The 12,903-nt window shown below is 53.0% G+C and carries 9 protein-coding genes and 2 pseudogenes; 6 read left to right on the top strand and 5 right to left on the bottom strand.

Annotation, left to right across the window (positions count from 1 at the left end; all coding sequences use genetic code 11):
- Nucleotides 1-123 precede the first annotated feature (123 nt).
- From ctaE to G583_RS17135, 6 genes and pseudogenes are all read left to right on the top strand, one after another.
- Nucleotides 124-756: an aa3-type cytochrome oxidase subunit III gene (ctaE, locus tag G583_RS0108530; RefSeq protein WP_022870766.1), complete on the top strand. Its 633-nt coding sequence runs from the start codon at nt 124-126 to the stop codon at nt 754-756.
- Between the two features lie 99 nt (nt 757-855).
- Complete coding sequence (gene qcrC, locus G583_RS0108525) at nt 856-1,659, top strand: cytochrome bc1 complex diheme cytochrome c subunit (protein WP_022870765.1); 804 nt, start codon at nt 856-858, stop codon at nt 1,657-1,659.
- Between the two features lie 64 nt (nt 1,660-1,723).
- Nucleotides 1,724-2,827 carry a cytochrome bc1 complex Rieske iron-sulfur subunit gene (gene qcrA / locus G583_RS0108520; RefSeq protein WP_022870764.1) on the top strand — a complete coding sequence of 368 codons (1,104 nt, stop codon included), beginning with the start codon at nt 1,724-1,726 and terminating at the stop codon, nt 2,825-2,827.
- Nucleotides 2,827-4,524, top strand: coding sequence for a cytochrome bc1 complex cytochrome b subunit (qcrB, locus tag G583_RS0108515; protein WP_022870763.1), 1,698 nt, complete (start codon nt 2,827-2,829; stop codon nt 4,522-4,524). The genes qcrA and qcrB overlap by 1 nt, the downstream gene beginning before the upstream one ends.
- A 666-nt stretch (nt 4,525-5,190) precedes the next feature.
- Nucleotides 5,191-5,432, top strand: a pseudogene (locus G583_RS16595) (ATP-binding protein); the annotation flags it as partial.
- A 1,253-nt stretch (nt 5,433-6,685) separates the two neighbouring features.
- Nucleotides 6,686-6,854, top strand: a pseudogene (locus G583_RS17135) (ATP-binding protein); the annotation flags it as partial.
- Nucleotides 6,855-7,753: 899 nt separating this feature from the next.
- Here G583_RS17135 and G583_RS0108490 read toward each other — a convergent pair.
- From G583_RS0108490 to G583_RS15170, 5 genes are all read right to left on the bottom strand, one after another.
- On the bottom strand, nt 7,754-8,155 hold the full coding sequence (locus tag G583_RS0108490; RefSeq protein ID WP_022870759.1) for a cytochrome c oxidase subunit 4: 402 nt from the start codon (nt 8,153-8,155) through the stop codon (nt 7,754-7,756).
- A 1-nt stretch (nt 8,156) separates the two neighbouring features.
- A complete protein-coding gene (ctaD, locus tag G583_RS15180) occupies nt 8,157-9,857 on the bottom strand; it encodes an aa3-type cytochrome oxidase subunit I (protein WP_022870758.1) in 1,701 nt (566 codons plus the stop codon).
- A 6-nt stretch (nt 9,858-9,863) separates the two neighbouring features.
- Nucleotides 9,864-10,778, bottom strand: coding sequence for an aa3-type cytochrome oxidase subunit II (gene ctaC / locus G583_RS15175; protein ID WP_022870757.1), 915 nt, complete (start codon nt 10,776-10,778; stop codon nt 9,864-9,866).
- Nucleotides 10,779-10,997: 219 nt separating this feature from the next.
- A complete protein-coding gene (locus G583_RS0108475) occupies nt 10,998-11,387 on the bottom strand; it encodes a HesB/IscA family protein (RefSeq protein ID WP_022870756.1) in 390 nt (129 codons plus the stop codon).
- 68 nt (nt 11,388-11,455) lie between these two features.
- Nucleotides 11,456-12,874 (bottom strand): dipeptidase, encoded by a 1,419-nt coding sequence (locus tag G583_RS15170; RefSeq protein ID WP_022870755.1) that lies wholly within the window; start codon nt 12,872-12,874, stop codon nt 11,456-11,458.
- Nucleotides 12,875-12,903: the final 29 nt, after the last annotated feature.

Raw genomic sequence — 12,903 nt, 5'->3', positions numbered from 1 at the left:
CTGCGTACTTCCTGGTAAATATGCGGGTTCACTGCCAGTCGTGTCGTTGACCTCACAGGAAAAAGACACGCAGCATGCAAGTCTCATTGTGAATCTTGATCGTTTTCGGGCCATAATGAAGGGGTGACAACATCAACTCAGACTCTCTCGCATAATCCCACCGGCTTCCCAAGTCGGCCCAACCTGAGTGCCGTGGGCACCATGGTCTGGCTGTCATCAGAAGTAATGTTTTTCGGTGGCCTGTTCGCTATGTACTTCACGCTGCGTTCTACCTCCCCCACACTGTGGGAAGAGAACACTGCATTACTAGACCCAGTCTTGGCGACAATCAACACCGTCATCTTGGTTATCAGCTCGTTTACCGCACAGTGGGGTACGCACGCTGCCATCAACCTTCGGCCTCGTCGCACAAGCAACAAGTTGAAGGACTGGGGTGTCGTGGAATGGTTTATCGTTTCCTTCATTCTGGGCTCGATCTTCCTGTCCGTGCAGTCCTATGAATACGCAATGCTGGTATCCCACGGCGTCACGGTGGCTTCGGGCGCCTACGGCTCCGCCTTCTATATCACGACAGGTTTCCACGCACTCCACGTACTCGGTGGCCTCATCGCATTCCTGTTCGTAATTGGGCGCGCCTACCTCGCAAAGCGCTTCGGTAACCATGAATCCACGATTGCCATTGTCATTTCGTACTATTGGCACTTCGTCGACGTCGTTTGGGTCGCACTGTGGTTTATCATCTATGTCATTCAGTGACTTGTTCGGTCCGCCGGCTCGACATCAATCGCACCCGAGGTAACCGGAACGGACTTGTCACACCTCATCCGGTTATAAAACACGTAAGGAACACATAAAGTGAAGGCACTCTCACAGAACCGCCGCCACCCCATGGTCGGTGTGGCCCTGCTGTTGTTGGGTCTGTTGCTAACCGGAGGTCTCTACTCGCTTGCCTCCAACATCAACTCCGCATCGGCATATTCTCAGGCTGACTACACCAGCGCCGACAACATCTCCGATGGTGAGACCCTGTTCAACGCGAACTGCGCGTCCTGTCACGGCATTGGAGCTACCGGTGGACCTGCCGGCCCCTCCCTCGTCGGAGTAGGTGCCGCCTCGGTTGATTTCCAGGTTGGTACCGGACGCATGCCACTGCAGATGACAGGGCCCCAGGGACAGGAAAAACAGAACCAGTTCAACGAAGAGCAGACTATGCAGATGGCTGCATACGTTCACTCACTGGGAGCCGGCCCATCCATTCCAGAAGATGAATACCTGGACGCCGATCATGCCGACGTAAACCTGGCACGAGGTGGCGAGTTATTCCGCGTGAACTGCGCGATGTGCCACTCTGCGTCAGCCGGTGGTGGAGCACTAACCCGCGGTAAATATGCTCCGACGCTACATGGTGTTGAAGAAGAACACATCTACGAAGCAATGGTTACCGGTCCACAGAACATGCCAGTCTTCTCGGATTCGAACCTGACCCCAGAAGACAAGCGCGACGTCATTGCTTACCTCAAAGAATTTGAAACCCAGGGCTACCCTGGCGGTGCATCCCTCGGGTCATTGGGCCCGGTAGCTGAAGGTCTCTTTGTTTGGACCGGCGGCCTTGCACTACTTATCGGTTTTATGGTTTGGATGACAACCCGGTCTTCCTAACTGATTATCGAATTATCGTCGATTAGAACATCACCAACATCACTCGAGTAAAGGAATCAGATCTATGGGCGAGCAACGCCACGGAGATCCCGGTAAACCGGGCGCCGTAGAGCGCGCTGGTGACGATTCGGGTAACTTCGCTATCGAAGACCCAGGATTGCCACCTCACCGGCCACGTATCACTGATGAGGATCCACGTGCCGCCAAGCGCGCTGAACGCCAGGTTTCTTTCCTGTTCATTCTGTCCATCATCGGTACCATCGTCTTCTTCGTTGGCTACTTCGGTGTCGGACAGCTTCCACTGGACGAAACAGACATGGGCATCATCCGCCTCCAAAATACACTGTTGGGCCTTGGTACCGCATTTGCCATGCTCGGCATCGGTGTAGGGATCGTCCAATGGGGTCGCGCTTTGATGCCGGACCATGAATGGGTCGAAGAACGTGAATCAGTTGCCAACGAGGAAGACCGTTCTGACGCGGTCAACATGATCAATGACATCGCAGATGAGTCACAGATCAAACGCCGTCCCCTGCTGCGCAACACCCTCATCGGTGCTTTGGCCATTGCGCCACTCCCAGCCGTCGCAATGTTCCGTGACCTGGACAACACCGGCAACCAGTCGGAGGATCCTGCCCAAAACTTTGGTGTAGAGCGTATGCGTCATACCATGTGGGATACCGGTACCCGATTGGTTCGCGACGTCACAGGAACACCAATTAAGGCCGAGGACGTCACCATCGGTTCGGCCCTACACGTCGTACCAGATGGTCTCCTCGACATGGAGCACGACAAGCTGAACCAAAAGGCTAAAGCTGTAGTTCTGCTGATGCGTCTCAACCCAGAGCAAATGCAAATTAGCGATGGTCGTGAGGACTGGCATGTTGATGGCATCGTTGCCTACTCCAAGATCTGTACACACGTCGGTTGCCCCATCGCGCTGTACGAACAGCACACACACCATTTGCTGTGCCCATGCCACCAGTCAACCTATGACCTGACTCAGGAATGCAAGGTTGTTTTTGGTCCGGCATCACACCCACTGCCGCAGCTGCCTATCACCGTGGACAACGACGGTTATCTCGTCGCACAAAGCGACTTCCAGGAACCAGTTGGCCCGGTTTATTGGGAGCGCGACCCAAGACCAGCTGAGGAGCGTGGTGCATAATGTCCGTTATTCAGGACTATCAAGCTTCCACAAAAACTGGCAAGATCGCCAATTTTGTTGACACCCGTATGGGCGCGTCCAAAATGGTCAAAGAGTTTGGACGTAAACTCTTTCCCGACCATTGGACCTTCCTCTTTGGCGAAGTAGCACTCTACTCCTTCGTCATCGTGGTTCTGTCTGGTGCCTTTTTGACGTTCTTCTTTGACCCTTCCATGGCGCACGTGGTCTATGATGGCGCATACAAGCCTCTCTACGGTGTCGAAATGTCCGCAGCATACGCTTCGGCCTTGGATATCTCATTTGAAATTCGTGGTGGACTGTTCATGCGGCAGGTACACCACTGGGGCGCTCTGATTTTCGTTGCAGCTGCCTCGGTACACATGCTTCGTGTATTCTTCACCGGAGCATTCCGTCGTCCACGTGAACTCAACTGGGTTGTCGGCTCGGTACTCCTTATCTTGGCGCTAGCAGCTGGTTTCACCGGCTACTCGCTTCCTGACGAAGTGCTGTCCGGTAACGGTCTGCGTATTATTGACGGCGTCATGAAGGCACTACCTGTCGTCGGGACATATATGTCGTTCTTCTTCTTTGGAGGAGAATTCCCCGGCGATCAGATCATCCCGCGCTTGTACTCTCTGCACATCATGGTAGTGCCAGCTCTCATCATCCTGATGGTCGCTATCCACTTGTTCATGGTGGTTGTACACAAGCACACCCAGTACCCCGGACCTGGCCGCAAACACACCAACGTAGTTGGCTATCCAGTAGGTCCCGTTTATGCCGCGAAAGCCGGAGGATTCTTCTTCATTGTCTTCGGTATCATTGCGCTGATCTCAGGCTTCCTGCAGATCAACCCAATCTGGACCTACGGACCGTACGACCCCTCACCGGTATCCGCTGGGACACAGCCTGACTGGTATATCGGTTGGGTCGACGGTATTCTTCGCCTGATGCCTGGTATGCTTGGCGACTTCTCAATGCTCTGGCATATTCCGATGCCGTGGGGTTGGAACGCGCTGCCACTCGGTGTACTGATTCCGCTGATACCTGCCGGTGTATTGATCGTCGGTATGGTTCTGTGGCCATGGCTCGAACGAGGCATGACTGGTGATAATCGTGAACACCACATCTTGGATCGTCCGCGGAACGCACCTGGTCGGACAGCGGTTGGTGTAGCTGGAGTTATCTTCTACTGTGTCATGTGGGCAGCTGCGTCATCAGACTTGATGGCTGTTTACTTCATGTTATCGCTGAACGATGTCGCATATGCCTTGCGATTCCTGCTCATCTTTGGTCCGATCATCGGGTTCATTGTCACCAAGCGAATCTGCTTGGCGCTGCAGCGTAAGGATCGCGAGATCGCTCTGCACGGACGTGAAACCGGTATTATCGAATGGACTCCAGAGGGTGCCATTCTTGAGCGTCACGAGATGGTAGACGATTACCGCTTGTACGAGCTCGTTGCATATGAAACTCAGCAACCAATTCCAGCTCAGCCCAACAATAAGGGTCGTGTTGGTCTATGGTCCAAGTTCAAAGCGGCTTGCTCACGGGCATTCTACGAAGATCGCGTAGAGCCTGTAACCGCACAAGAACTCGCCGAAGCTCATGCAGAGCACGATCAAGATCGACGTAAACTGCAGGGCTCAGTCGGTAGGACTGTGCAAGAACTCGAAGGTAAGCGTGACAATTCCTAATAGCTAGGAAAATCGACGATAGGTCTGTCCGGTTGAATTTGTTTCAACCGGACAGACTATTTTAAGCACCTTCACCCAATCAGGGTTATAGGCAAGAAATGTGTGTCCGGTCCTGGTGTGTCTGATGGGTTAGAGGCCTTTCCATCCTTGTTGGATGCATGCCTTCTTCGTTTGAGAATGCTCGATAAGAGAGTGCTGGTCCCATGGGCTCCTCAAGGATCGGTGGTGTGATGCGTGCTGCCGGGTCATAGTGATGCTGCAGGATGAAGGTGTGGACGGGTTCGGGGGGGGGCTTCGGTGCGTTGATGTAGCCACCATTCCACAGCACGTTTCTTGCGCGACAAACGCATAGCGCGGTGTTGGGAGAGCATGCGACGCAGTGGTGCGTTGACGCCGCCTTCGATCCGATTGGTGGTCGATGATAGCGGCGTCTGGACTTGGTCGAGTAGGCCTGGCTAGATGTGCGTGGTGTAGTAGCCGACCCACGCTGGCCGTAGCCAGGGTTTTGGGCATCAGCGTGTCAAAGGATGCCGACTGTAGAATCGATGACAGACGCCATCGAGGTGCGTTCTTAACAGGCTTCCACGAAGCGGTCGAACGCTTCAGCGGCCTAGTCCGAGACTGGCAACAACTCAATATCATCGAGTTATGTAGATATCCGCATAAATTGACGAATTTGGATATTTACCGATAGATGATGCAGGCGCCAGACTGCTATTCCAAGTCATTTCTGACGGCTACGAGAAACGCAGCCTGGTGTTGACCACCAACCGGGAATTCGCCCGATGGGGCACCGTATTCGGAGATCCCACCATGGCTGCCTCGATATTGATCGCATCGTCCACCACGGCAGACTGCTGCAATTCCGCGGCGAATCCTACCGCGTCAAAAACGCTCTCATGAAATAAACCCCTTATCGCCACTTTGGCAGGTTTTGTCGCCGAAGTGGCAGGATTCTTACCGCTTTAATGCCCGACTTCTAATTGACAACCGCCCGCGACGTCGTTTTTTCTGATCCTCCAACCCCCATAGCCTGGAGTAATTCGTGGATTTTCTTGGCCATAATATTGCTCTCGGAACGATCCACCAATTCCTCGATTGTAACTAGATAACCATCCGTCAGCTTGGCTTAGATCACCCGTTGAGGCAGCGGATCACCCGCATCACGGGCCAACACGAATTTCTTGACGGTATTGAGCGAGCATCTCACATGCTTGATCGCGGCTCGGTAGGAGCCATAAAAACCAAATCCTTCTAGAATATCTATGATGGACCTTTCGGTTCTCATCAATGGCCCCGCTACTTTATTGACTAGATCCATTCGGAAGGCCATCTCGATTGGAAGACAACCCGGGAACACCCGCTTCACCAGGGAAAACACCTGGTTCAGGATTGTCTGGGACCGTGCAAAACACATGTCCCTATCTGTGCAATTTAGTCTGTCTCTTCACATAGATAAACGTAGGGGTACAAGGCACTCCCCTGATTATGAAGCAAAGCCTTCTAAAAAGATTGCAGTTCGCGTCTACTACTACCTGTGCAATGCACAGCTTTCCCGGCAACAGAGGTAGATTACTAAGCTGCTAGATGTCGTATTAGGTTCGTCTCTCCGTACGAAACCGATTTACAACATCGTCAAAAAGCAGTGCAAACGTTGGAGCAAGCCCAAAAATTTTGGTCACCAATATTCTTCGAACTGAACGCTATAGCTCCAAATTTGTATGTAACAACAGACACCTGGCCAGATCTTTAAGCTCGCGTGAATATTCGCAGTTTTTAGAGCCGGTGATGGTGCCATTGAGAGCCACCGTGTTGTGAGGGCGTTGGGCTTGTTCGGATCCATCAATGGTGGCTTTCTGAGCCACATAGGATTAGGTTCCTGCCGTCATGTGTCAATTCCACGTCCCGGGAGGACGTTCTCATAATGGTACGCAACATTCGAGCGAAGCTGGTCCTAGAACTTCGTGCGCAAGGGCTGTCAGCTCGAACAATCCCCGAGGTATCCGGCATATCGCGCAGTCATATCGGCGCTGCATGAGATTGCGCCGGTCCATTCGAAATCCGTTGGAACGATAAAGCCGACCTGTCAGAAATCGAGGTATATGAGATGGTGCTTCCCGGACGGGGCGATCACCAGAGCGTCGATGCTCAACCAGACTGTTACGATACCGCTTCGACGGTCTTCTGCACCGTACGCGAAGAACGAGTGGCATCAGCGCATCGGGCCAGGAGTGCATGCAGATGCCAGGGACCGCATCGTGCACAACCCCAGCTGGGTCCAAACCGACAGTCACAACATGCGCACCTACACAGCCCTGAACGAGGTTTAAGAATGCTCTCGACTGCCAGTGGCTCTCAACAACACCATCGCTGGCTCTACTCGGCACCATCACCGGCTCCGTTTGCCACCGACAGGTGGCTCTAAACACCCCGAATATTCACGGCGGGGAGCACGACTAAAGCAGTATGTGTTCCTCCCCAACCGATCAGACTGTTGAAGACAAGAAGGCTACGATGATGATAATTGCAACAACTACAATAGGTGGCAGGAGCTGCCGTAAACCAGGTTTGTCACTCTTTTTGCCGCTCTCTGAACCTAGACCTTGCAGTCCGGTACCTGATGCATCAGATCTTGTATGAGCGGGGCGTTCGTAACTCGATTGATTATAGGATGCATAGTCCTGGGATTGTGTGGGCGAATATGAGAAGGAACTCTCGTAGACGTCCTGGCTCCTATTACCCGAATAATAGTCCCAGGCATTACCGAAGTTCAGTTCGGAGTTATGCCTTGGCTGTAGTCCTTCACCTTCCCACTGTGGTTGGGGATAAGAATTATTTGCTGAAGTGACGAACGACTCGGTGGAAGACTGGACTCGACGGCTCTCCTGTTCGGACGAATAATCGTGAAGGACACCTGCGGAGTCCTGTTGGCTACTGTCCCATTCAGCATCGAGCTCGAGATCAATATCGATACGCCTGCGTGTCCGCTCATGTGCACGCTCCGAATCACTCCGGGACTTTGCCCATTGCATTGCGGGGCCAATCCGTCGTCTTTCTGCTGGTCTTTTACCGTTCTGCATCTATTACACCCCTTTAGTCCTGTGCGCCATCCGTCTTCAATCTAGCGAACACAGAGACGGATCGCAGCTTGAAAGAATAGAAAGTTAAATACTAGAGGGCCCCGGCCAAATGGCTGAGGCCCTCACGTACAGAGGATAGGCACTACTGCTTAGTGCTTGTGTTCTCCCTTGGAAAATTCGAAGACCCAACCGGTCACGAAGAACATCCCGAGGAAGATACCGATGATGAAAATCCACCAATCGATAGCGACGCCGAGGAACACAACGGCTACTGCAGCACCGAGGCCCAATGGCCACCAGCTCCACGGAGCAAAGCGTGCGTAGACACCGGCGTATTCTTCAATTTCGCCGTCGTCTTGATCGTCGACACCTGTTTTATATTCCTTGTCCACCAGACGCAGGTAATACGCAATCATGAACTGCATTGCGGCTAGAGCAAACAGACCTGGAATACCAACCCATTCAGTTCCACGAGTCCAGATGGTATAAACAACTGCAGCTGCGAGGAAAAACAGTCCAAGAATGGTAAAGAGTTTGACGTTAATTTTCACGCTAGACACCTGCCTTTGTTGTCATCTGCTCGCGACGCTCGAGCGGAATGAGTTCTGGATGGTGTAGATCCAGAGCGGGACGTTCCGAACGAATTCTAGGCAGGGCGTGGAAGTTGTGACGTGGTGGTGGACAAGAGGTTGCCCACTCGAGTGAGCCACCAAAGCCCCACGGATCGTCGACCGTAACCTTTTTGCCATAACGTGCTGTGTAGTACACGTTCCAGAGGAACGGGATGATAGCGGCGCCGAGCACCATCGACGAGACCGTCGAGAATTGGTTCATCACAGTGAAGCCGTCTTCGACCATGTAGTCCGCGTAGCGACGTGGCATACCCATGACGCCGAGCCAGTGCTGGACCAGGAAAGTACCGTGAAAACCGAGGAAGAGCATCCAGAACTGGATCTTGCCCCAGGTTTCGTTCAGCATCTTTCCGGTGAACTTTGGCCACCAGAAGTAGAAACCAGCGAACATAGCAAAGACGACGGTACCGAAGACAACGTAGTGGAAGTGTGCAACGACGAAGTACGTGTCCGAGACCTGGAAGTCCAGCGGTGGTGAAGCAAGAATAATTCCTGTCAGACCACCGAATAGGAAGGTCACCATGAACCCGAGGCTCCAAAGCATTGGAGTCTCAAAGGTAATGGAGCCGCGCCACATCGTACCGATCCAGTTGACGAACTTCACACCGGTCGGTACAGCGATGAGCATGGTCATCAGGGAGAAGAACGGCAGCAGGACGGAACCGGTGACGTACATGTGGTGAGCCCACACAGTCATCGACAGTGCGGCGATTGCTGCGGTCGCAAACACCAACGATTTATAACCGAAGATTGGTTTACGTGAGAAGACCGGAATGATTTCGGAAACGATACCGAAGAACGGCAGAGCAATGACGTAAACCTCTGGGTGACCGAAGAACCAGAATAGGTGCTGCCACAGAATAGCGCCACCGTTCTCTGGATCAAAGATATGTCCACCAAAGCGACGGTCAAGACCGAGTCCGAACAAAGCCGAGGCAAGCGGAGGGAATGCCATCAGCAGGAGAATACCTGTGATCAGTGTGTTCCAGGTGAAAATCGGCATGCGCCACATGGTCATACCTGGTGCACGCATCGAGATGATGGTCGTGATCAGGTTGACACCACCCAGAATCGTACCAAAGCCCTGAAGGCCAAGACCGAAGACCCAAAGATCTCCCCCGATGCCTGGCGAATACGTTGCATTGGATAGGGGCGCATAAGCGAACCAACCAAATGATGCTGCACCCTGTGGGGTGAGGAATCCTGCAACGGCGATCATTGAGCCGAACAGGAAGAACCAGAACGCCAGAGCGTTCAGACGCGGGAAGGCCACATCAGGCGCTCCGATTTGTAGCGGCATAATCACATTCGCAAAACCAATAAACAGCGGTGTAGCGAACATGAGCAGCATCAACGTGCCGTGCATGGTGAACAATTGGTTGAACTGTTCTTTGGTCTGCAGAACCTGCATACCTGGAGAGAACAGTTCAGCACGAATCAGCAACGCCATAACGCCGGCGAGGCCGAAGAAAATGAACGACGTGATCAGGTACATGTACCCGAGCGTCTTATGGTCAGTCGAGGTCAACCAGTTAACGATAACGCGGCCCTTTGAGACCGGTACTACCTGTGGTCGAACACGCGACTGAGAGTCGTCTTGTGTGTATTCGTAAGTAGTCATGTACTTTTACTCCTCGATCCGTTGTGGATCGCCCAAAGGTACCTCTTGGTCCTGCCAACCATCTGGGTTTTCATTCGGGTTACGGTTGAGCTCGGAGCCCGAGAGTCCCTCTGGAAGCTGACGAATTTCGTTCAGGAATTCATCTTCTTCAACGATTTCTACGTTGAAAAGCATTTCAGAGTGGTATTCACCGCAGAGCTCGGCACACTTCCCTTGGAAGTGTCCGGTCTCCCCCGGGGTGAGGTACATACGGTTTGTCTGTCCTGGAACCATATCCAGCTTCTGCAGGAAGGCTGGGACCCAGAACGAGTGGATGACGTCACGTGACTTCAGCTGGAATTCAACTGGCACATCGACGGGAAGGTACAGGGTTGGCAGCGTCTCTTCTACGCCCTCTTCACCGGTCAGTTGTCCCTGAATGCCATAAAGGTGACGTTCTTCAGTCTGTCCATCTGCGGTGGTGTACTCGTAGTCAAAGTCCCATGCCCATTGCTTACCATGAACGGTAACAGTCAGCGGGGAGTCTTCAACTGGCGTTCCGATCTCGCGCTCAACGCGATCGGTGAAGCCCCACAGTGTCAACACCAAAATAATTGGGATCACTGTGAACATAGTTTCCATCGGCATATTGTAGGCAAGCTGACGTGGGTAACCTTTATCGCCTTTACGACGGCGGTACGCCACGATGACCCAAAGCATCAGAATCCACGTAATGACACCAATTACAAGTGCAGCAACCCAGGTTCCTACCCAAAGATTGGTGAGCAGCTCGTTGTGGTTCGTGGTCTCGTTGGACCCGGGATACCAGCCTCGTTTGGCTTGCTCCGAACACGCGGTTAGAACAAGCAATGCCGTGGCGCCAATGACTCCCCCCTTTAGGAGTCTCTTGCCGCGGCTGCCGGCTTGTTTTAGCAGTCTCACAGACGGCCCTTCCTCTTCTTTTTCCAGTGCGAGTGTTTTGCGTGAAGTCTACAGACTGTTCTCATGACGCTCTGAGAATAAGCACAGCAAAACAACTTTGGCTGAACACTAGCTTAGTGCTTTTTTATCCTGAAATGTGGACCATGACAGCAAAACGGCGAGTCAGCGTCGTATGTGACGCCAACTCGCCGAGTGCCTAAATTTTTCTATGATTTACATCTAGTGGAAAGAGTCCCCGCAGGCGCATGAACCAGCCGCTTGCGGGTTATCGATCGTAAATCCAACCTTTGTGATGGAGTCCTCGAAATCAATGGACGCACCAGACAAATATGGGACGGACATTTTATCGATAATAACTTCAACGCCGTCATAGCTCTTGACGGCGTCACCATCTAGGACACGCTCATCGAAATAGAGCTGATAAATCAGACCGGAACAGCCACCTGGCTGAACAGCAATCCTTAGGCGGAGGTCTGGACGGCCTTCTTGCTCAAGCAAGTCGCGGACTTTTCCTGCGGCCACATCCGACAGTGCGACTTCGTGGGAAGGTAGTCCTTCAGCTGGAGCTGCTTCGGGCAGCTGGTCGGCGATACTATCTGTCTGTGACATCGTTTTTCTCCTCGATACATCTAACACCAGCGGTCAACAGAGTGAACACGCCGGAGGCTGATTCTATTTCACCTGCTAACGGCCATTCTGGCAAGTACCAGTACCTCGGCTTCAATCGCATGGCGTAATACGGACAAGTCTAACGATTCATTCGGCGAATGCGCTTTGGTGTAAGGGTCTTCAACCCCGGTCAGCAAAATACTTGCGTCCGGGAACGCATCCACCAGATCAGCAACGAATGGGATGGAACCGCCTAAACCGGTTTCGATCGCAGCGGTCCCCCATGCATCGGAGAGAGCTTTTTTCATCATGTCTGTTGCAGGAGCTTCCGGTTCGACCACGAATGGACGTCCGAACTCGCCGGGGTGGACCTGGACCTTGGCGCCGCTGACTTCGAGAGCACTGACGTGACGAATGACTGCTTCCATGGCTTCATGCGGGTCCATGCCGGGCCCCAAACGCATTGAAAAGCGTGCTCGGGCCGTAGGCACGATGGCGTTAGCCGACTCCGAAATCGGTGTGGCGTCAATCCCGATAATGTTGAGAGCAGCCTTATTCCAAAGACGGTCCGCAAGACTTCCAGTGCCCGCGAGTTTGAGCCCTTCGACAGCACCGGTTTGAGTTCGAAAGTCTTCGTTTTCGTAAGTAACGTCTGCCCACCGAGTCTGCTTCAACCCTTCAACGGCCACGTCACCACTAGCATCGTGCAACGACGCGATAATCCTGGAAAGAACAATAATCGCATCAGGCATGGGCCCGCCAAATAGTCCCGAATGCACCGGATGATCAGCCACCGTGACTTCGATGACGCCGTCCATCATCCCACGCAGGGAGGTCGTCAATGCGGGAACATCAACCGACCAGTTGGAGGAATCAGCCACCAAGATGGTGTCGGCAGCTAAGAGATCTCGGTGATGCTGCAAGAACTGAGCGAAAAATGGGGAGCCAATTTCTTCCTCACCTTCGATAAACACCGTGACACCTAGGCCATGGTCTTTTCCAAGGAGCTCGTTTAGGGCTTTGAGCGCCGCATGGTGCACAATAATCCCTGCTTTATCATCGGCTGTTCCGCGACCGTAAAGTCGTCCTTGATGCTCGGTCGCGACCCAGGGATCCGTGTGCCAAGCGCTGAGATCACCGACTGGCTGAACATCCTGGTGAGCGTACAACAACACGGTTGGCTTGTTGCCGGAAGCTGGTACCCGGCCGATCACAGCTGGACCGGAGGTGTTACCATCGTCATCAACTTCTGTCAGACAGTGTAGTTCTTGTAACCCGACGTCCCGAAAGAGGTTTGTAACAGCTTCCGAGCAAGCCTGCAGCGCCTCGCGGTCGTAACCGTCAAAAGCTAGTGATTGATGCGTTACGAGTTCAGTGAGATTAGCCTGGATGGTTGCAAAATGGTTATCAACCCACTTCCTGACAGCTGTGACGAATTCTGACGAGTGTGGATCGGGATAATTCTCCGCAGACAGTGAAGCATTCATGGTCTTTAGAGTAGTCGGAGTGACAGCCC

The sequence above is a fragment of the Yaniella halotolerans DSM 15476 genome, assembly GCF_000420805.1.
Classification (GTDB): Bacteria; Actinomycetota; Actinomycetes; order Actinomycetales; family Micrococcaceae; genus Yaniella; species Yaniella halotolerans.
This window is presented reverse-complemented; position numbering and strand designations above follow the sequence as displayed.